Origin of the sequence: Trinickia soli (assembly GCF_002879855.1) — a bacterium.
In the GTDB taxonomy this organism is placed as follows: domain Bacteria; phylum Pseudomonadota; class Gammaproteobacteria; order Burkholderiales; family Burkholderiaceae; genus Trinickia; species Trinickia soli.
In genome coordinates, this window is record NZ_PNYB01000004.1 from 144,648 (window position 1) to 164,501 (window position 19,854).

Below are 19,854 nucleotides of genomic sequence, written 5' to 3' on the forward strand. Positions count from 1 at the left end.
CTGATTCATCTTCGCTGGTCGTGACTCGTCATTCGTTTGCATGAACGCCCGGCTGGTGCTTGCGTCAGGCCCGGCCCGCCCTTCACGCCGCTTGCGCAAGCAAGGCGCGATAAAGCTCGGCTTCGGTCAGTTCGTCGGCGCGATACTCGCCCGTCATGCGGCCCTTGCTCATCATCATGATCCGATCGCAGTTCTGCAGCAGCTCGGGCAGGTCGTCGCTGATCAGCACGATGCCGATGCCGCGTTCGGACAGCCCCTGCATGATGCGGTAGATGATGTCCTTCGAGCCCACGTCGACGCCGACCGTGGGGCCGTGCAGGATCAGCACGCGCGGGTCGATCGCAAGCCAACGTCCGATCAACACGCGCTGCTGGTTACCGCCCGACAGCGATTGAACGGGCTTGTCGATGTCGGGCGTCGCGATCTGCAGGTCTTTCACGCTTTGCTGCGCCAGCGCACGGGCCCGTTTGCGGTCGAGCTGGCCGAAGCGGCCGCGCAGGCTCGAAATCATCGCCGTCACGACGTTGTCGCGAATCGACTTATCGAGGAAAAGCCCCTCACTCAAGCGGTCTTCCGGAACATAGCCGATCCGGTGCCGCTTCGCATCGGCCGGCGTCGAGAGGATGATTGGCACACCGTCGAGCGCGATCGAGCCGGCGTCGGCCGGCGCGACGCCGGCCAGCGCGCGCGCCAATTCGTTGCGGCCCGAATCGAGCAGGCCCGTTACGCCGAGGATCTCGCCGCGATGCAGGGCGAACGATACGTCGCGAAACTGGCGCCTGTGGCCGAGCCCGCGCACATCGAGCACGACTTGCGGCGCACTGTGCGCCTGCGTGCGGTAGCGGGCATGTGCCAGCTCGCGCCCCGTCATCAGCTCGCTCAGTTGCGCCTTCGTGTAATCGGCGATCGGCCCTTGCGCGACCGTCTGACCGTCGCGCAGCACGATGACTTCGCCACCGATCGCATAGCATTCATCGAGCTTGTGGCTCACGAACAGCACCGTCACGCCCTGCCCGCGCAATGCGGTCAACACGGCGATCAGGTTCGCCACTTCTTTTTGCGTGAGCGACGTGGTCGGCTCGTCCATGATGACGAATTTGGCCTCGCTCGCAATCGCCCGTGCGATCGCGACGAGTTGCCGGGTGGCGAGCGGCAGGGCTTCGATCAACGTCGCCTGGAAATCGGCGTCCGCAGGCAAACCGACCGCTGCGAGCGCGCGCCCGGCGCGATCCGCCAATGCGCGACGATCGAAGACCCGCGCGAGACGGCCACCGTGCTCGGCCAGCTCGGAGGTCAGTGCGACGTTCTCGCGCACGCTCATGTTCGGCAGCAGCGAGAGATCCTGATAGACGGTCTCGATGCCGGCCGCGAGCGCTTCGAGCGGCGTGAGGTGCGCATGACGCTTGCCGTCGATGACAAGTTCGCCGACATCGGGCGGCTGCGCACCGGAGATGATCTTGATCAGCGTGCTCTTGCCGCAGCCGTTTTCGCCGAGCAGGTGATAGATCTGCCCTCGCGCGAACGTCAGGCTCACGCCGCGCAATGCATAGACGCCCGTGAAGCGTTTATGCACGTCGACCACTTGCAGCAGGGCCTCCGATTCGTTTCCGTCACTCATCGTCATGCTCTTCGGTTGCTGAAGATCCGGAGCGGGGCGGCGCTTTGGCGTCAAGCGCTCCGAAGGCGCCCGAAGCCGCCCGAAGCCGCTTCCGCCGCCCGCTCCCCGGAATCAGAAGTTGTACTGCTTGTAGTTCGACTTGTCGACGTTGACCCAGCCTTGTCCACGCACGATGACGCCCTTGCCGGGCCCCTTTGTCACGGTCACTTTTTCATAACCGGGCAAGCCGAGGTTCGCACCGTTCTGCACGGTCTTGCCGTCGAGCAGCATCTTCGCCAGCTTGTTCATCGCCTCTCCGGCGAGCTTCGGATCCCAGAACGCGATGCCGTTGATGGCCCCGCTTTCGAGGAACTTGCCCGCTTCGGTCGGCAAGCCGGTACCGTAGACGCAGACCTTGCCTACGAGCCCCGCTTCCTCGACAGCGCGGCCGATGCCGAGCACGTCGAGCGAGGACGAGCCCTGGAACCCCTTGATGTCGGGGTGTTTGCGCAGTACCTGCTTGGCCTGTTCGTAAGCGTGCTCGCCGTCGTTGTTCGTTTCGATGTTCGTCTCGACGAGCTGCATCTTCGGGTACTTCTTCTTCGCGTTCTCGATGCCGCCGTCGGCCCACTGCACCTGCGAGCGGCTGCCGAGCGAACCGACGAACGTCGCCCATTTGCCGTCCTGATGCATACAGGTCGCAAGGCGATCGTTGAGCGCCGCGCCATACGCGGTGTTGTCGAACGCTTCGACGTCGATCATCGTGTTCTTCTCGTTGTCGGCCTCGTGCGTGACGACCTTGATGCCGCGATCCATCGCCTTCTTCAGCGCGGGTTCGAGCGTCGGCGGGTCATACGGCACGACCGCGATCGCGCTGACCTTCTTCGCGATCAAGTCCTCGATGATCTTCAGCTGCTGCGCGGCGTCGGCCTGGCCAGGACCCGTCTGATAGGTCGTGATGCCCGGATTGTCTTTGGCGAATTGCTTGACGCCTTCTTCCATCCGATTGAACCAGCTGATGCCGGTTACTTTGACGACCGTGACGATCGTTTCGTTGGTTGCCGCCTGCGCGGCAAAAATGACGCCCGCGCCGAGCGCGCAAGCCGCGAGCGCGAGGCTCGTTCGTTTCAGCTTCATCTTCTCTGTCTCCTTCCTGTTCCCGACGCGCCTCGTTTGTGCTGACGGTCACCCGAGGCCAGATGTCCGCCGACTGCAGAACCCGCTATTTCGCCGCTGTCATCCGTGCCTGTCGCGCTTGTCGGTCGACGCGCCCTGAGGCAGAACCGCGCGCTTCAGGCCGAAGATCGCCCGCACGTGATCGCCGTCCGCGAACGCGAGCGAGACGAGCAGCAGGAAGCCCCACGTGCAATCGCCGAAGAACTGCGACACGTTGAGCAGGTTGAACAGGCTCGATAGCAATTGGAGCACCGTGGCGGCGAAGAACACGCAAACGATACGTCCGTAGCCGCCGGCCGGATTGACGCCGCCCATGACCGCGATCAGGATCGCGATCAACAGATACGAATTGCCGTAATCCCATTTCGCGCTGAGCGTGTGCGAGACGCTGACGAGCCCCGCGAGCGAGGCGAGCACGCCGCACATCGCGTAGGTGGCGATCAGCATGCGCTCGCGCCCGATGCCCGCATAAAACGCGGCGCGCTGGTTGGTGCCCATCAAATAGAGCCGCAGGCCGAACGGCGTGTACTTCAAGAGCCAGCCGAGGACGAGCACGGCGGCGATGAAGAGGCAGAACGAGATCGGCACCGCGAAGACTGTACCGTTGCCGATATCGGCCAGCGGTTCGACGTAATCGACATGCACCGATGCGCCGTTGCTGAGTGCGACGGCGAAGCCCGTGAAGAGGAGCTGGGTGCCGAGCGTGCAAAGGATCGGCGTGAGACGCAGCCGGGCGATGATGAGCCCGTTCAGCAATCCGCCGATGAAGCCCAACGTCACGACGATCGCACAAAAGAGCGTCGTGTAGAGCACCGGCGCATCGTCGCCGCTGACCCACTTCGGCACGACGAGCGCGGCGATCATCCCCGACAGGTTCGCGAGCCCCACGCCCGAAAGGTCGATGCCGCCGTTACCTGAGAGCATCGACAGCATGATGCCAAGCGCGAGCAAACCGACTTCGGGCAGTTGCGAGCCCATCGATTGCAGATTGTCGAGCGAGACGAACTGGCCGTGCGACAGCCAGACGGCCACCACCACGACGAGCACGTTCACGCCGAGCAGGAAGTTCAACTGCCGGTCGCCGAACCAGTTGCCGAGAACGAACCCGCCTTTCTCTTGCATATCCCATGCCCTTTTCATGACGTGTCGAGGCGGGCGCGCTGCGATGGATCTCGCCGCGCGCCCGCCGCCTTTATGCCGATACTTCGGACGCCGCGCCGATCAGCGCCCGGATTTCGCTCAAACGCGGCATCGACGGCGCGGTCCCGGCGCGCGTGACCGAGAGGCCGGCCAGCGCGCTGCCGAAACGCACCGCTGCGAGCGGCGCTTCACCGCGCGCGAGCGCCGCGGCAAAGCCGCCCGTGAAGCCGTCGCCCGCGCCGGCCGTCTCGACGACGGGCCCGCAGCGAAACGCCGGCACGAGCGTCGATTGCGTGCGCGAATGCAGCAACGCGCCCGCTTCGCCGAGTGTGACGATGACCGCGCCCACGCCTTTGTCGAGCAATACGTCGGCTGCGCGGCGAGCATCGTCGGGCGAAGCGATGTCGATGCCCGTCAGCGCCGCGGCTTCGGTTTCGTTCGGCGTGAGGTAGTCGCACAGCGGGAAGATGTCGTCGGGCAGCGGCAACGCCGGCGCCGGGTTCAACACGGTCGTTACGCCATGCTTGCGCGCAAGCTCGAGGCCCCGGCGCGCCGCGGCCACCGGCTGCTCCAATTGTGTGACGAAAACCTGGGCGGCGGCGATGTCCGCTTCGATCGCTTCGGCGTCGGCCGGGCCGAGCGTCGCGGCCGCACCCGCGGCAACGATGATGGCGTTCGAGCCCGTCGCCGCATCGACGAAGATGTGCGCCGCACCGGTGGCGACGCCTTCTACGATGGTGGCGCGCGCCGTGATGCCTTCGGCCTGCCAGGTCTCTCGCGCGATCGCGCCGAACGCGTCATCGCCCAGACGCGTGCAGAACACGACGTCGGCGCCCGCGCGCGCGGCCGCGACCGCCTGGTTCGAGCCCTTGCCGCCCGGCCCCATCGCAAACGACGAACCGGCGATCGTCTCGCCGATCAGCGGCATGCGCTCCGCGCGGAACGCAAGATCGGTCACGAAGATGCCGAGGATGACGACGCGCCCGCTCATCGCTCAGGCTCCGCCATGCACGCCGAGCGGCGCATCGGGGGCGAGGATGACGCCCTTCTTGAAGATGAAGCACCCATAGCCGCGCGTCTCTCCCGTGGCGATGACGCAGTAGGCGTTGCGCGCGCGGGCATAGAAAGCATGCCGTTCGATCGGCGCAAACCGCACCTCGCGGCCTTCGGCATGATCGACTTCGACCTGCGCCTCGCGTTGGACGTTGGGCAGCGCCTGCGGGTCGCCGACGACTTCCATCCGCATCGCGGGCGATTCGACGAACGTGTCGAGCGGCAGCACCGACAGCACCGCGCGCACGGCGCGGGCCGAGTCGACGCCGTCCATGCGCAACAATTTGCCGAGCACGGTTGCGCGCGCGACCGATTCGGCCGGGAAGTTGGCGTCGCAAACCACGATTTCATCGCCGTGCCCCATCGCGCGCAACGCATGGAGGATGTCTGCGTTCAGCAGCGGGTCGAGGTTCTTCAGCACGTTGTCTCCAATTTTCGTTGTGGGGGTCCGCGCCGCGCTGGGCGATACCGCTCAGTCGCCGTACGGAATCCAGATATTCTTCACTTGCGCCGCCTGACGCAAGAAGGTAATGCCCTCACTCGCGCGATCGAACCAGTCGATCCGGCAACCGTAATCGACGAACGTGCGTTTGAGGTTGCCGATCGATTCGCGCTCGACGTGCTCCGACTCGTCCGCGCGGCCGAAGCACCATAGTGCATCGACATCATCGTGCTTCGCCAGCGTGGGGAGCAAGGCGTCGCGCGCGCCGGTCACGATGTTCAGCGCACCGGCCGGCACGTCCGAGGTTTCGACGACCTGGTAGAGATCGGTGGCGGCGAGCGGGCAGGCTTCGCTCGGCAATACCACGACACGATTGCCCAAGGCCAGCGCAGGCGCGACGAGCGAAATCAGCGCGAGCAACGGCGCTTCGTCGGGACATGCGATGCCGATCACGCCCAGCGGTTCGTGCATGGCCAGCGCGACGCCGCGCAGCGGCGGCGTATGCACGGCGCCGTCGAACTTGTCGGCCCATGCCGCGTAGGTGCAAAGCCGTGTGATCGACGCCTCGACCTCTCGCCGGGCTGCGTCGGCGTCGCATTCGGTGCGCCGCACGAGTTGGCGCGCGAATTCGTCGCCCCGCGCCGACAGGTTTTCAGCCAGGAAATAGAGCACCTGTGCGCGCGCGTGCCCGCTCATCGTCGACCACTTGGTCGCGCTGCGCGCGGCGGCCACTGCGTCGCGCACGTCCTTACGATTGCCGTCGGCCACCTCGCCAACGAACGCGCCACTCGGCGCATGGACTGCGCGCGAATCGCCGCCGTCGGCGCGGGCTTGCCTTCCCCCGATGAAAAGCTTCGCCGAGCGATCGATGAAGTCGCCGCCGGCGCCGCGATCGAGCGGCGTAACGCCGCTTGCCGAGCCGATGCGATCGGCCGCACGTTGCGGCCCCGCCGAAGCCGGCGCAGCGTCGCGCACCGCGCCCTTGCCCCAGCCGATCGGCTTCAGATACTCGTACACCCCCTCTCGCCCGCCTTCGCGGCCGTAGCCCGACTCGCGATAGCCGCCGAAGCCGACGCTCGCATCGAACAGGTTCGTCGCGTTGACCCAGACGACGCCGCAGGCGAGACGCGGCGCGATATCGAGCGCCCGGCCGATTGTCTCGCTCCAGACGCTGGCCGCCAAGCCGTAGCGCGTGTTGTTCGCGAGCGCGACCGCTTCGTCGGGCGTGCGAAAGCTCATCGTCGTCAGCACGGGCCCGAAGATTTCCTCTTGCGCGAGCGTGCAGGACGGCGCCACGTTGGTGACGAGCGTCGGCGGATAGTAGGAACCGCCCGCGGCCGGCATGGCCACTTCGTGCGGTTGCCAGATCTCGCACCCTTCGCGCCGCCCCGTTTCGATCAGTGCCTCGATGCGCGTGAGTTGCACGGGATCGACGATCGCGCCCATGTCTATCGTTTTGTCGAGCGAAGGCCCCACGCGCAGCTGCGCCATGCGGTGCTTGAGCTTGTCGACAAAGCGCGCTTCGACGCCTTCCTGCACGAGCAGGCGCGATCCGGCGCAGCAGACCTGGCCCTGGTTGAACCAGATGGCGTCGACGACGCCTTCCACGGCACCGTCGAGATCGGCATCGTCGAACACGATGAAGGGCGACTTACCGCCCAGTTCGAGCGTCAGCGATTTTCCCGAGCCGGCCGTGGCCGCACGAATCGAGCGGCCGACTTCGGTCGAACCCGTGAACGCGATCTTGTCGACGTCGCGATGCTCGACGAGCTCCGCGCCCGTGCGGCCATCGCCGGTCACAACGTTGAGCACGCCGGCGGGCAAGCCTGCCTGCGCCGCCAACTGCGCGAACAGCAACGCCGTGAGCGGCGTGTATTCTGCCGGCTTCAGAACGACGCAGTTGCCGAGCGCGATGGCCGGCGCGACCTTCCAGGCCAGCATCAGCAGCGGAAAATTCCACGGCACGATCTGGCCGATGACGCCAAGCGGCGCCCACCCGGCAAACTCCGTTTCCTGCAACTGAGCCCAGCCCGCGTAATGCAGAAAATGCCGGGCGACGAGCGGCACGTCGATATCGCGCGTCTCGCGGATCGGCTTGCCGTTGTCGAGCGCTTCGAGCACGGCGAACAAGCGGCTGTGCCGCTGCACCATCCGAGCAAGTGCGTACAGATGCCGCGCACGGTGCGCGCCGCCGGCCGCCAGCCAGCCAGGCTGTGCCGCGCGGGCTGCCGCCACTGCCGCATCGATATCGGCTGCGCCCCCCTGCGCCACTTCGGCCAGCACTTCGCCTGTCGCCGGCGCGCGTACGGCGAAACGCTCGCCCGACGCACCTGCACGCCATTGGCCGTCGATGAAATGATCGAACGTCCCAGCGTGCTGCAACAGCCAGGCGCGCGCGGCTTTGTCGTCTTCGGGGGCAGGCGCGTAATCCATCGTTTGAAAGTATTCGGCAACGCTCATCGCGACTGTGCTCACGCTACGGGGTGACGGTTGAAAGCCGAATAGCGGCCGGTGACGTGGTGCTCGAGCTGGCGCTCGATATCCGCGAGCAGACTCGATGCACCGATGCGCAAGAGCGAAGGCTCGAGCCACGGGCGACCGAGCTCTTCCTTCATCAGCACCTGGTAGGCCAGCACCGACTTGGCCGTCGAGACGCCGCCCGCCGGCTTGAAACCGACGCGCATGCCGGTGCGCTCACGAAATTCACGGATCATCCGCACCATGACAAGCGAAACATCGAGCGTGGCGTTGACGCCTTCCTTGCCCGTCGAAGTCTTGATGAAATCGGCACCGGCCATCATGCAGACCATCGAGGCTTTCGCCACGTTCGTCAGCGTGCGGATATCGCCCGTCGCGAGAATCGCTTTGACATGGGCTGCGCCGCATGCGGCACGAAACTCGCGTACTTCGTCGTAGAGCGCGCGCCAATTGCCCGTCAGGATGTGCTCGCGCGTGACCACGATGTCGATTTCCGACGCCCCAGCCGCCACCGATGCTTCGATCTCTTTGAGCTTGAGCGGATGGGGGTTCAACCCCGCAGGAAACCCCGTCGAAACGGCGGCCACGGCGATGTCGGTGCCGCGCAACGCGTCGACCGCGGCGGCCACGAAGCGGTGATAAACGCAGACCGCGCCCGTCGCGATCGAATCGGGATCGAAACCGAGCGCCTGCAGCAGATCGCCCCGGATGGGACGGCGCGCTTTGGCGCATAGGCGCCGCACGCGGCCCTCCGTGTCGTCCCCGTTGAGCGTGGTCAGATCGATGCAGGTCACCGCCTTGAGCAGCCACGCCGCTTGCGCGTCCTTTTTGACCGAGCGCCGCGCGGGCAGCGTCGCCGTGCGGCGCTCGACAGCGGACTGGTTGATGCGCAGCCCTTCGATCCACGCGGCGTCGAATGGGACGCCACGGTTGCGCCCATCGAGCGGAAACGCGAGGCCGTGCGGTAAAACGATCGAATGCGTCGAAGCGTCGGACATGGGAAAAGCGCAGTGCAAAACAGAGCACGCCATGAGGGTGGGCTTGCAACGATCCTAGCGCGATGAAACGATCGTGACAAGTTCTCGTTACAATTTTATCGCGGGAGGTTCCTTCGCCCTTTCTCCGCCAGTTTCTTGGCCCGAAGCTACGAACGTTCGCGGGACATTGCGGCCTGTTACAAAAATCTCCAGCGGAATGCGCACGCATTACCTACATTGCATTTCCATTCCCCTTAGCATTCGCGCCGATCATGGAGTTCTCTCCCGGGTCGGCATGCAGTCGTCGATGCAGTCTGACCGCCGCGCTGGCGGCAACCAGCGCCTACGGCGCCGGCCTTCGTCACGAGCCAACCTTCGGCGAACGCGCAGTACGGCTTTGCCGACGGCGTCGCGCGACCGCGCTGTGGACCGTAAAACTTCCAACGAGAGGGTCTTCCATGCGACGCCATATCACGCCTCGATTCAGTCTCACCCGCTCCGCTCTGGCGGTGCTTGCGTTGTCGTCTGCCGTCACGGCTTGGGCCGCGCCGATCCGCGTATCCGGTCCGAGCCCGTTCGCGACTTGCACGATCGGCGGCCCCGGCACGAACTTCTTGAACGCGGAAGTCGAGCCCTGGGTTGCCGTCAACCCGGCCAATCCGTCAAACGTGATCGGCGCCTGGCAGCAGGACCGCTGGTCGAACGGCGGCGCGCACGGCCTCGTCGCAGGCTACTCGTTCGACGGCGGGCAAACGTGGCGCCAGACGAACCTTCCGTTCAGCGCGTGCGCGGGCGGCCTGGGTTATGAACGCGCGTCGGACCCGTGGGTGTCGATCGGGCCGGACGGCACGGCTTACAGCGTATCGATCTCGTTCAATCAATCGAACAACAGCAACGCCGTGGCGGCGGCCGTCTCCAACGACGGCGGGCAGAGTTGGACCAACCTGAGCGTGCTGATCGCGGACAACGAACCGTCGACGCAGTTTTTCAATGACAAAGAGTCGGTAACGGCCGACCCCGTCAAAGCCGGCGTCGCCTATGCCGTGTGGGATCGCCTCGAAGAGCCGAACTCGAATCCGTATGCCAATCTCCACGCTCAGGCCTATCGCGGGCCGAGCTATTTTTCGAAGACGATTGACGGCGGCAAGACCTGGAGCGCGCCGGTTCAGATCGTCACGGTGCCCTCGCGCCAACAAACGATCGGCAATCAGATCGTCGTCAATCGGCAAGACGGCACGCTCTATGACTTCTTCGATCTGATCACGCCGCCGCAAAAACCGTCACCGTACAAAGTGGCGTTCATCAAATCGACTGATGGCGGCGCCACCTGGACTTCGCCGCAGACCATCGCCGATTTGGACACCGTATCCGTCGTCGATCCGAATACCGGCGAAGCGCTGCGCACAGGCGACATCATCCCCGAGCCGGCCATCGACCCGGCCACGGGCCAGCTTTATGTCGTATGGCAGGATGCGCGCTTCAACGGCGGCAGTTACGACGAGATCGCGATGTCCACCTCCACCGACGGCGGCAAGACCTGGAGTACGCCGGCTCGCGTGAACAAGCCGACGGGACGCCTGGCCTTCAATCCATCGGTCCATGTGAATGGCGCGGGTGCAGTCGCGGTGACGTATTACGACATCCGCAACCTCGCCGCCGGTAACACGGCCACGCTGCCGACCGACTATTGGATGACGACATCGACCGATGGCGGCAAGACGTTCGGCAACGAGACGCATCTGGCCGGATCGTTCGATTTGAAGACGGCGCCCTATGCGGAGGGCTACTTCGTCGGCGACTACGAAGGGCTCGATGCGCGCGGGACAGCCTTCCTGCCGTTCTTCGTGCAAACGAACTCAGGCAACACAGCGAACCCGACCGACGTGTTCGCCGCGCCCTGATTGTTGAGCCAGTGACGGGCGCGGTCTGTCATGCGGGCGCGCCCGTTTTTGTTTTGGTCTTTGCTTTTGTTTATGTACTCGCCTTTGCACCCATGACCCGCTCGATCACATCGAGAAAGTGCTCGAGCCCTGGCGTGGACTGATTCGCGTCCTTGGCCCTATCGTCCCAACGACGCAACCGGATCGCGTCCTGCGCGAAGGGCAGCCCGGCGAAGACACGAGCCTCGTCATCGTCGAATATTCCGCCTTGCAGCGCGAGGCTGCGTATCGAGTCGGCGGACAGCCGCTCACGGTAGCCTGCATCGACGGCGCATAAGTAGCGCTTCGCATCGACGTGCAGGCGAATCGGTTCGAGCACGCTTGCGGGCATCACGGGCCGCAGGAACGGCAACGCGAAATATTGATGGCGATCGTCGATGCCGCGCTCGGTCGGGCTCTCGCCTTGCAGGTTCAACAGATGGCCGAGATCGTGAAGGAACGCGGCGGCGACGAGCGTGTCGTCGGCACCCGCTTCTTGCGCAAGCGCGCCGCTTTGCAAGGCGTGCTGCAACTGTGTGACGGGCTCGCCGCTGTAAGCGATTGCGCCGTGACGCTCGAACAGAAAGCGAATGTCGTCGAGGCTCAATGCCATCGTCTCACTCCCACGGCAGCGAAAAGGTCTTCAGATTCGTGAAGCTTTTCATGGCTTCCTGTACGCCTTCCTTGTAGCCGAGGCCCGAATCCTTGATGCCGCCGAACGGCGTCAACTCGATGCGGTAGCCGGGCACTTCCCAGACATTCACCGTTCCCATCTGCAATTCATTGACGAACCGTGCGATCAGGTCTTGGCGATTGGTGCAGATACCCGACGACAAACCGTACGCGGTGCCGTTAGCGAGCGCGATGGCTTCGTCGATCGAATCGAATGTGATGATCGGCGAAACGGGGCCGAACGTTTCCTCGCGCACGAGCGTCATCGCCGGATCGACGCGTTCGACCACCGTCGGCGCGTAAAGGGCGCCCTCGCGGCGATGCCCGGCGAGCACGCGCGCGCCCAGCGCCTGCGCTTCGTTCACGCGAGCTTCGAACGTACGCGCCGCCTGTTCGTCGATGACGGTGCCCATACGGTTGGCCGCATCGAACGGATCGCCGTAGGTCCATGCGCGCGTGAGTTCGACTACGCACTCGGTGAAGGATGCCGCGATGCGCTTGTCGACGAGCAACCGCTTGACCGCCGTGCATCGTTGCCCCGAATTGCGATACGAGCCCTGCACGGCGAGCACGGCCGCGCGTTCGACATCAGCATCCTCGGCCACGATCAGCGGATCGTTGCCGCCCAACTCGAGCACGCAGCGCCGGTAGCCGGCGCGCTCGGCGATCCGCTTGCCGATCGCCACGCCACCGGTGAATGTAACGAGCTCGACGAGCGGATGGGTAACGAGCGTGTCGGCGATCTCGCGCGGATCGCCCGTCAGCACCTGCAGCATCGGCTCAGGCAGGCCCGCTTCGTAAAGCAGATCGGCGAGCCACAGCGCGGACAGCGGCACTTTCTCGGAAGGCTTCAGCACGACGCGATTGTTCGTCGCGATCGCGGGTGCGATCTTGTGCGCGACCTGGTTCATCGGGTGATTGAACGGTGTGATCGCGACGATCACACCGGCGAGCGGCTCGCGTTGCGTAAACACGCGGCGCCTTTTGCCGTGCGGCGTCAGATCGCACGAAAAGCTCTGGCCGTCGTCGCGCAGCGCTTCCATCGCAGCGAACTTCAACACATCGGCCACGCGCCCGATCTCGTAGCGCGAATCTTCCTTCGACAAGCCCGATTCGAGGGTGATCAGATCCGAGGCAGCTTCGGCGCGCTCACGCAGCAACGTCGCCGCGCGTTCGAGGATTTGCGAGCGCTCGAAACGCGTCAGCCGCGGCCGATAGGCGGCGGCGTACTCGAGCGCCGCGGTCACGTCCTCGACGGTCGCAAGCGGCGCCGCTCCAACACGCAGTTGCGTGTAAGGATCGAAGATGTCGAACGTGCGCGATCGCGCCGCGCGCCCGCCGCAAAGACGCAGGCTCTCGATGCGAAAGGCCGCGTGATCACGAACCGCGGGCTTGACGATGGCGCTCATACAAACCTCGCGTGATTCAGTGCGATGTCGAAGACGTCGAAGTTGCGCAAGCGGCGGCCGCCGTATAGCGCTTCGATCTGCTCGATGCGGCGATTGAAGACGAGCGGCACGGTCTGCTCGGAGAGCCCGCCATGCGAACGCAACGGCACGGTCAAGCCGGAGAGGTCATGCGCGGTGCGGCGCGATCCGATAGCGACATCGCGGCGCGAGACGACGACGATATCGCCAATACGTTCGGGCATCAGTTCGAAGCGCGCGCATGCGCGGGCATTGTCGAGCACGAGTTCGATGCCGTCGAGTTCACCGATGCGGGCAACGGTGGACGCGACCTGCATTGCGTCGTCCAGGTACACCGTGGCGAACGAACCGAGCGCGCCGTGATGGACGACGTAAGGGTCGGTGATCGGCAACACGACGCGGGCGTGCCCCGGCCCAAGCCAATCGTCCAACACGTCTTGCAGATAGACGACGTTGGGCTCGCCCGTCTTCGGATCGTGCTTCGCGTTCATGCCGTGGTCCGCTGTGAGGCCGATCGTCCAACCGAGCGCATCGAGTCGCGCGAGATAGCGGTCCATCATCGCGTAGAACGCGTTGGCGCCTTCGCTTCCCGGCGCGTACTTGTGTTGGACATAGTCGGTCGTCGACAGGTACATCAGATCGATATCGCCGCGCTCGGCCAAACGTACGCCGGCTGCGAATACGAACTCGGATAACGCTGCGCTGTAGACATCGGGTACGGGCAGCCCCGTCAGCGCACAGGCATCGTCGATGCCGTTTTCGGCCAGTGTCGTGCAATCGGCTTTCTCGGCGGAAAAGCAGATGCCCTTCAGTTGCCAACCGAGCAGGCGGCGCAGCTTGTCTTTGGCCGTTACCACGGCCACGCGCGCGCCATGTTGCGCGGCCGCGGCCAGCAGCGTGCCGACGCGCAGGTAGGCCGGGTCGTTCATCATCACTTCGGCGCCTTGTCCGTCGTTCGCACGCGGATCCCAGAAGTAATTGCCGCAGATGCCATGCACCGAAGGCGGGACACCGCAGACGATCGAGAGGTTGTTCGGGTTCGTGAACGAGGGCATCACGCAATCGGCCCGCACGGCCGTGGCGCTCGAATCGTCCAATAGCCGCGCGACGAACGGCGCGACGCCGGCCTGCGCCGCCGCTTCCAGGTACGCGAACTCGCAACCGTCGACGCAAACGACAACAGCCGGCTTGGCGGCCAGCCCGCTCACGTCATAGCGGCGCCCGTTGATCGCAACGATCGCCTGATCGTGCTCATCGTGCTCAACGTTCTCACCGTACTCATCGTTCGACCGCTCACTTATTTGCCGCATCGTACCCTCTTCGCAACTTAAACGTCATTTCGCCACATTTTGCCACATTCGCAAGCGAACTTGCACGGCCCTGTTCCAAGATTGACAGGCGACTCAGATCGTCGGAGGAATGCTTGTACCCTGGTCGAGCCGGCGCTTCGGTGCGCGTGCGGCGATCAACGAAAGCGCTGCGAGCGAGGCGAGCAGCAAGATCAGCGCAAGCGCCGAAGCCGGCAGGTAATAACCGCGTTCGACCTGTCCGACGACGACGATCGGCACCGTTGCGAAGCCGGGCGGATAGACGGTCAGCGTCGCCCCGAGTTCGCCCAGCGAAAGCGCGAAGCCCAACGCGAGGCTCGCGCGAATCGCCGGCACGAGTTGCGGCAGCACGACGCGCCGCAGCACCATCGCGGGCGGTGCGCCGAGGCTCGCCGCCGCTTCGCGCAGGGTCGTCAGCTCAGGCCGCAGTGCCGCGGCGGCGCATCGATAGCTGAACGGCAGCACAAGTGCGAGTTGCACCAGCACGACGATGGCCGGCGAGCTCGACAAATCGAGCGGCGCCTTGTGATAAGCGATCAATACGCCCAAACCGAGCACGACGCTCGGCACGCCATTGGGCATCATCGCTATCGTATCGAGGAGCGCGCCGAGCCCGCGACGCGTGCGCCCTTCGAGCGCCAGCGCAAGCCATAAGCCGAGCGCTGTGCCCGACACGGCTACGCCGAAGCCGACTTCGAGGCTCGCTACGACGGCGTCGAAATCGCTCGATCCCAGACGCTCAAACCAGCGCGTGCTGAAGCCGTCCGGCAGGATCGTGCCCGACCAGTGCGAGGCGACGCTCGACAGCGCCACGACGACGACAGGCAGCACGAACAGCCACACGCACAGCAGCGCGGCGATGGCCGTGACGGCGACGCCCGCGGCGCGTGCGGCGAGCCGGCGCGGCGAGCGCCCGCGCGCCGGCGCATTGCCTTGTGCGTGCGCGGCCATCACCGCGCTCCCATCGCCTGTCGGCGATCGACGCTGCGGTAGAGCGCATACAGCGAAAGCGACATGGCGAGCATGACGACGGCGCCGGCGGCGGCCGTCGGCAAATCGAGGTCGACCGTCGCGGCGCTGTAGATCGCAACGGGCAGCGTCACGAGATGCGCGCTGCCGAGCACGAGCAAGATGCCGAATTCGTTGAGCGTCAGCAGAAAGCACAGGATCGTGCCGGCTGCGATGCCGGGCCAGGCGAGCGGCGCCACCACGCGCAGCGCCACCATGAAGCCGTTCGCGCCGAGACTGCGCGCGGCTTCGACGAGACGCATGTCGATCGTCGAGAACGAAGCGAGCGTGGGCCGCACGACGAACGGCGCGTAGAAGACGACTTCGGCCAATACGATCCCGCCCGCCCCGAACAGAAAATCGAGCGGCGGCACGCTGCCATGGAGGAGCCGCTGCAGCGCGATGCTGACCGAGCCTTGTGAGCCGTACAGAAAGATCAGCGTGAAGGCGACGAGGAAAGACGGAAAGGCCACGAACAATTCGAGAAAGCGCGTGACGACAGCCGCGCCCGGAAAGGGCCGGAAAAACAACAGGGCCGCGAGCGCGACGCCGAGCACGGCCGCGATGCTCCCACTCGCGAAGACGATCGCAACCGTCGTGCCGATAACGCCGCTCGTGTCCGGATTCGAAAAGAACGTCGCATACGCATGGAAACCCACCCGGCCGTGGGGCTCCATCAAGCTCAACATGACGAGCCGTGCCAGCGGATAAATTACGAGCGGACCGAGCACGACCACGGCGATGAACAGCAGATGCAGGCGCACATGCCACTCGCGGCGTTTGTGCGCGCTCGCGTATGCCGCAGCGACGGTAACGTCGTCAGCGTCGTCAGCGGCAAATGTCCGCGCGCCATCCGCCGCGATCTGCGGATCCGCTTCGGCTGGTGCAGGTGCATGTGCGCGCGCCCGCGCCGTCGCCCCAAGCACGACGGGCGCGACGTCAAGGTGCGACGAGGACGACATGATCCGCCTCATAACCGAGCGACACGCGGGCGCCCTTTTCCGGTGTCATGCCCTGCCCACGTGCGGTCATGACGAAGACAGGCGTCTCGCGCATCGCATCGAGTTCGACCGATACCGACAGCGCCGGGCCGTACCAATCGACCGACGTGATCGTGCCGTGCAGATGCCCTTTGCCAAGCGGTGCGAGGCGCAGGCTTTCGGGTCGCAGGCAGGCGAGCCGCTCGCGCTCGCCGTAACGCGCATCGCCGATCGGAAACGCGACGCGCGGCGGCAACAGATTCGCCGCGCCGAGATAGCGCGCGACGAACGCATCGGCCGGGGCGTCATAGAGCGCTTGCGGCGTGCCGATCTGTGCGATACGGCCGTCGCGCATCAGCAATGTGCGGTCCGACAGCACGAGTGCATCGTCTTGATCGTGCGTCACGCAAACGATCGTCAGATTCGGCAGCCGCTCGTGCAGCGCCTTCAGCTCCGAGCGCACCGACGCGCGCAGATTCGCGTCGAGCGCCGAAAGCGGCTCGTCGAGCAGCAAGACGTCGGGTTCGATCACGAGCGCACGCGCGAGCGCCACGCGCTGCTGCATGCCGCCCGACAGTTGCGCCGGCATGACGTGGCCCGCATCGGCAAGTTGCACGAGCTTGAGCGCATCGGCCACGCGCCGCGCGATCTCCGCCGCATTCGTGCGTCGCGCGCGCAAGCCGAACGCGACGTTCTCGAACACGCTCAGGTGCGGAAACAACGCATAGTTCTGAAACAGCAGCCCGAGATTGCGACGATGCGCGCTCTCGTGCGTGAGGTCACGGCCGGCCACCCGCAACCGGCCCGTGACGAAATCGGCTTTGACGAACCCGGCAATGAATCGCAGCAGCGTGGTCTTACCGCAGCCGCTGCGGCCGAGCACGGTCAAGAACTCGCCGCGCGCGATCGACAACGACAAATCGTCGAGCACCGTGCGCACACCGTATCGCACGGTCAATCCCTCGATGTCGACCCCGTCCGCTTGCGCGCACGCCACCTGCCCGCGCGCGCAAGCGGCGTCGTGAGCAGCTTCGTCAGCGACTCCTGCCGTATTCACCTGGCTCGTCCTTTCTTCGATGATCGACCAACGATTACTGCTTCGGCTTGACGACTTCGGTCTCTCTACCCGACCCGCCGATCACATCGCTCTTCCAGCGCGCCGTCCATGCGGCCTTCTTCGCCATCACGGCGTTCCAGTCGACCGGAATCAAACGAACGCCGGCGATCGCCTGCTGGACGGCTTCGCCATTCTTGCCCGTGAGCTTGACGTCGCTGCGACCGGGAATGCCGAAAATATCGGGCACCTTGGCCTGGACCGTGGTCGACATCAGATAGTCGATCAGCTTCTTGCCTTCGGTTTGATTCGGGCCGTTCTTGACGAGGCCGATCGCATACGGAAGCTGGAATGTCGTCGGCTGGCCGCCCGCTTTCTCGGTCAGGAAGATCGGCTTGAGCGTCAGGCCGCCGTTCGCCGCGTCGTCCAGATCCATCTGCAAGTCGCCGTTGGCCACCGAGATCTCGTTGCGCGAGAGCAGCACATCGAGATAGCCCGTGCCCTTCGTATGGAATTTGGCGCTTTGTTCGAGCTTCTTCAGATAGTCGAACGCCTTGTCTTCGCCCATCAACGACGTCGTCAGGATGATGACGGCCATGCCGTCGCCGGCCGTGGCCGGATTCGAATAAGCGATCTTGCCGCTGTAGTCGGCGTGCAGCAGGTCCTCGAAGGTCTTCGGCTGGCTTTTGACGACGTCGGGATTGATCGCGAACGAGAAGTAGTTGTTGACGAAAGTCGCCCACGCGCCGTTCTGAGCCTTAGCGATCGCCGGCACGTTCTTGTACTGCACGCTTTGATACGGCTGCAGCAGGCCGTTTTGGTCGGCTTGTTGAATGAACGGCGGCAGCGTGACGATGACGTCAGCCTTCGGCGCATCCTTTTCGATCGTTGCGCGGTTCACGACTTCGCCGCTGCCGGCCGTGACGATATTGACCTTCACGCCCTCCTGCTTTTCAAAGGCGGGCAACACGTCCTTGTACAGATTCTCGAGGCCGTCGGCCGTGTACAGCACGACCGCGCCGGCGGCGTGGGCCGGCGCCGCGAGCCCTTCGAACAAAGCGGCCGCCGCGACTAGCGCGAGCAGGCGGCCAAGGCCTGCCTTGGTGCGGGCGCAATGGCTCAGTGTCATGTCGATCTCCAAAGGTGTGAGGCGGGAAGAATGTTGTCGGGTGCCCCGGTCTTTCGCGCCGGGCCCCCGAAGATTCACAGGCTTTGGTGACAGAGCGATGACACACGATCTAAATGCGACGTTTTGACACATTTTGCCAATAAACTACGCAACCGTATTCCGCTCTCGTTCAGCTTGATGGGGGCCGCCGGTCCGTTTGCAGGTCGGCCCCTTCGTCCGATCGCTTGCACGCCAACCCGCCATTGATGGAGACCTGCCGATGTCCGCTGCTTCCCCGATCCTGCTCACGCCGGGCCCGCTCACGACCGCCGCCGCCACGCGCGAAGCCATGCTGCGCGACTGGGGCTCGTGGGACGGAGAGTTCAACCGCATGACGTCCGCGGTGTGCGCCGATTTGCTCGGCATCGTGCATGGCGAAGGCGAGTACGTCTGCGTGCCGATGCAAGGCAGCGGCACGTTTGCGGTCGAAGCGGCGCTCGGCACGCTCGTCCCGCGCGACGGCTGCGTGCTCGTGCCGGACAACGGCGCCTATTGCGCGCGCATCATTCGCATTCTCGAACGCGTGGGCATCCCTTGCGTCACGCTGCCGTTGGCCGACGACGAGCCGGCCAGCGCCGCTGCGGTCGAAGCCGCGTTCGTCGACGAGCCGCGCATCACGCATGTCGCTCAGGTGCATTTGGAAACGAGCGCCGGTTTGCTGAACCCGCTCGATGAAATCGCCGCGGTATGCGCGCGGCACGACAAACGGTTGATCGTCGATGCGATGAGCTCGTTCGGCGCCGTGCCGATCGATCTGCGCCGATCGGGCATCGACGCCCTGGTCTCGGCCAGCGGCAAGTGTCTCGAAGGGGCGCCCGGCATGGGTTTCGTGATCGTGCGGCGAACGCTGCTCGCGCAATGTGCCGGGCGCTCGCCATCGCTTGCGCTCGACCTGCACGATCAGTGGACCTATATGGAGAAGACGACGCAGTGGCGCTTCACGCCGCCCACGCATGTCGTCGCCGCGCTGCGCTGCGCGCTCGATCAATTCATCGCGCAAGGGGGCCAACCGGCGCGCGCCCTGCGCTATGCGCGCAACTGCACGGCGCTGCTCGATGGCATGAAGGCGCTCGGCTTCACGTCGTTCCTACCGCCGGCCGTGCAATCGCACATCATCGTCACATTTCATGCACCGCGCGATCCGGCCTGGCGGTTCGCCGATGTCTATGCCGCCGTGCGGGAAGCCGGCTATATCCTTTATCCCGGCAAGTTGACCCGGGTGGAGACGTTTCGGGTGGGATGCATTGGCGCGATCGACGAAGAAGACATGCGCCGCGCGGTGGCGGCGATCGGCGATGTCGTCGAGCAGCTCGGTATTCGGGGGGTGTAGGTGGGCGTTGAGGGGCAAGGAGTTCTTCGCCTTTTTGGGCCTTTGTCGCCTTTGTCGCTGTAGCGGCCGAGGGCGAAGTCGGTATAGGCGCCGCAACGCCCCCGT

The 19,854-nt window shown here is 65.1% G+C and carries 16 protein-coding genes; 2 read left to right on the plus strand and 14 right to left on the minus strand.

Annotated elements, in window-relative coordinates:
- Positions 1–82: 82 nt before the first annotated feature.
- The 7 genes from C0Z19_RS06545 to deoC form a co-directional block, all read right to left on the minus strand.
- Complete coding sequence (locus C0Z19_RS06545) at positions 83–1,618, minus strand: sugar ABC transporter ATP-binding protein (protein ID WP_102609137.1); 1,536 nt, start codon at positions 1,616–1,618, stop codon at positions 83–85.
- 111 nt (positions 1,619–1,729) lie between these two features.
- Complete coding sequence (locus C0Z19_RS06550) at positions 1,730–2,734, minus strand: autoinducer 2 ABC transporter substrate-binding protein (protein ID WP_102608986.1); 1,005 nt, start codon at positions 2,732–2,734, stop codon at positions 1,730–1,732.
- A gap of 99 nt (positions 2,735–2,833) precedes the next feature.
- Positions 2,834–3,913 carry an ABC transporter permease gene (locus tag C0Z19_RS06555; protein WP_233196027.1) on the minus strand — a complete coding sequence of 360 codons (1,080 nt, stop codon included), beginning with the start codon at positions 3,911–3,913 and terminating at the stop codon, positions 2,834–2,836.
- A 52-nt stretch (positions 3,914–3,965) separates the two neighbouring features.
- Positions 3,966–4,904, minus strand: a complete 939-nt coding sequence (rbsK, locus tag C0Z19_RS06560; protein WP_102608987.1) for a ribokinase — start codon at positions 4,902–4,904, stop codon at positions 3,966–3,968.
- A 3-nt stretch (positions 4,905–4,907) separates the two neighbouring features.
- Positions 4,908–5,387, minus strand: coding sequence for an RbsD/FucU family protein (locus C0Z19_RS06565; protein ID WP_102608988.1), 480 nt, complete (start codon positions 5,385–5,387; stop codon positions 4,908–4,910).
- A 51-nt stretch (positions 5,388–5,438) separates the two neighbouring features.
- Positions 5,439–7,868, minus strand: a complete 2,430-nt coding sequence (locus C0Z19_RS06570) for an aldehyde dehydrogenase family protein (RefSeq protein WP_102608989.1) — start codon at positions 7,866–7,868, stop codon at positions 5,439–5,441.
- Between the two features lie 11 nt (positions 7,869–7,879).
- Complete coding sequence (gene deoC / locus C0Z19_RS06575; protein ID WP_102608990.1) at positions 7,880–8,884, minus strand: deoxyribose-phosphate aldolase; 1,005 nt, start codon at positions 8,882–8,884, stop codon at positions 7,880–7,882.
- A gap of 437 nt (positions 8,885–9,321) precedes the next feature.
- Here deoC and C0Z19_RS06580 point away from each other — a divergent pair, with 437 nt between their 5' ends.
- Positions 9,322–10,764, plus strand: coding sequence for a sialidase family protein (locus tag C0Z19_RS06580; RefSeq protein WP_102608991.1), 1,443 nt, complete (start codon positions 9,322–9,324; stop codon positions 10,762–10,764).
- Positions 10,765–10,834: 70 nt separating this feature from the next.
- Here the strand turns inward: C0Z19_RS06580 and C0Z19_RS06585 are convergent, their stop codons facing one another.
- From C0Z19_RS06585 to phnS, 7 genes are all read right to left on the minus strand, one after another.
- Complete coding sequence (locus C0Z19_RS06585) at positions 10,835–11,395, minus strand: phosphonate degradation HD-domain oxygenase (protein WP_102608992.1); 561 nt, start codon at positions 11,393–11,395, stop codon at positions 10,835–10,837.
- Between the two features lie 4 nt (positions 11,396–11,399).
- Positions 11,400–12,863 carry a phosphonoacetaldehyde dehydrogenase gene (gene phnY, locus C0Z19_RS06590; protein WP_102608993.1) on the minus strand — a complete coding sequence of 488 codons (1,464 nt, stop codon included), beginning with the start codon at positions 12,861–12,863 and terminating at the stop codon, positions 11,400–11,402.
- Positions 12,860–14,191 (minus strand): phosphonoacetate hydrolase, encoded by a 1,332-nt coding sequence (phnA, locus tag C0Z19_RS06595; protein WP_102608994.1) that lies wholly within the window; start codon positions 14,189–14,191, stop codon positions 12,860–12,862. Before phnA ends, phnY begins: the two co-directional genes overlap by 4 nt.
- Positions 14,192–14,284: 93 nt before the next feature.
- Positions 14,285–15,160, minus strand: a complete 876-nt coding sequence (phnV, locus tag C0Z19_RS06600; protein WP_102608995.1) for a 2-aminoethylphosphonate ABC transport system, membrane component PhnV — start codon at positions 15,158–15,160, stop codon at positions 14,285–14,287.
- Positions 15,160–16,179, minus strand: a complete 1,020-nt coding sequence (locus tag C0Z19_RS06605) for a 2-aminoethylphosphonate ABC transporter permease subunit (protein ID WP_102608996.1) — start codon at positions 16,177–16,179, stop codon at positions 15,160–15,162. Before C0Z19_RS06605 ends, phnV begins: the two co-directional genes overlap by 1 nt.
- Positions 16,157–17,254 (minus strand): ATP-binding cassette domain-containing protein, encoded by a 1,098-nt coding sequence (locus tag C0Z19_RS06610; protein ID WP_102608997.1) that lies wholly within the window; start codon positions 17,252–17,254, stop codon positions 16,157–16,159. Before C0Z19_RS06610 ends, C0Z19_RS06605 begins: the two co-directional genes overlap by 23 nt.
- A 34-nt stretch (positions 17,255–17,288) precedes the next feature.
- Positions 17,289–18,380, minus strand: a complete 1,092-nt coding sequence (phnS, locus tag C0Z19_RS06615) for a 2-aminoethylphosphonate ABC transporter substrate-binding protein (protein ID WP_102608998.1) — start codon at positions 18,378–18,380, stop codon at positions 17,289–17,291.
- A 259-nt stretch (positions 18,381–18,639) separates the two neighbouring features.
- On the opposite strand from phnS, the gene C0Z19_RS06620 reads away from it, so the two are divergent.
- Positions 18,640–19,749, plus strand: a complete 1,110-nt coding sequence (locus C0Z19_RS06620) for a 2-aminoethylphosphonate--pyruvate transaminase (RefSeq protein WP_102608999.1) — start codon at positions 18,640–18,642, stop codon at positions 19,747–19,749.
- Positions 19,750–19,854 lie beyond the last annotated feature (105 nt).

Coding starts and splice junctions, on each gene's coding strand:
- C0Z19_RS06545 (WP_102609137.1), bottom strand. CDS start 1,618: ATGAGTGACGGAAACGAATCGGAGGCCCTGCTGCAAGTGGTCGACGTG.
- C0Z19_RS06550 (WP_102608986.1), bottom strand. CDS start 2,734: ATGAAGCTGAAACGAACGAGCCTCGCGCTCGCGGCTTGCGCGCTCGGC.
- C0Z19_RS06555 (WP_233196027.1), bottom strand. CDS start 3,913: ATGAAAAGGGCATGGGATATGCAAGAGAAAGGCGGGTTCGTTCTCGGC.
- rbsK (WP_102608987.1), bottom strand. CDS start 4,904: ATGAGCGGGCGCGTCGTCATCCTCGGCATCTTCGTGACCGATCTTGCG.
- C0Z19_RS06570 (WP_102608989.1), bottom strand. CDS start 7,868: ATGAGCGTTGCCGAATACTTTCAAACGATGGATTACGCGCCTGCCCCC.
- deoC (WP_102608990.1), bottom strand. CDS start 8,884: ATGTCCGACGCTTCGACGCATTCGATCGTTTTACCGCACGGCCTCGCG.
- C0Z19_RS06580 (WP_102608991.1), top strand. CDS start 9,322: ATGCGACGCCATATCACGCCTCGATTCAGTCTCACCCGCTCCGCTCTG.
- C0Z19_RS06585 (WP_102608992.1), bottom strand. CDS start 11,395: ATGGCATTGAGCCTCGACGACATTCGCTTTCTGTTCGAGCGTCACGGC.
- phnY (WP_102608993.1), bottom strand. CDS start 12,863: ATGAGCGCCATCGTCAAGCCCGCGGTTCGTGATCACGCGGCCTTTCGC.
- phnA (WP_102608994.1), bottom strand. CDS start 14,191: ATGCGGCAAATAAGTGAGCGGTCGAACGATGAGTACGGTGAGAACGTT.
- phnV (WP_102608995.1), bottom strand. CDS start 15,160: ATGGCCGCGCACGCACAAGGCAATGCGCCGGCGCGCGGGCGCTCGCCG.
- C0Z19_RS06605 (WP_102608996.1), bottom strand. CDS start 16,179: ATGTCGTCCTCGTCGCACCTTGACGTCGCGCCCGTCGTGCTTGGGGCG.
- phnS (WP_102608998.1), bottom strand. CDS start 18,380: ATGACACTGAGCCATTGCGCCCGCACCAAGGCAGGCCTTGGCCGCCTG.
- C0Z19_RS06620 (WP_102608999.1), top strand. CDS start 18,640: ATGTCCGCTGCTTCCCCGATCCTGCTCACGCCGGGCCCGCTCACGACC.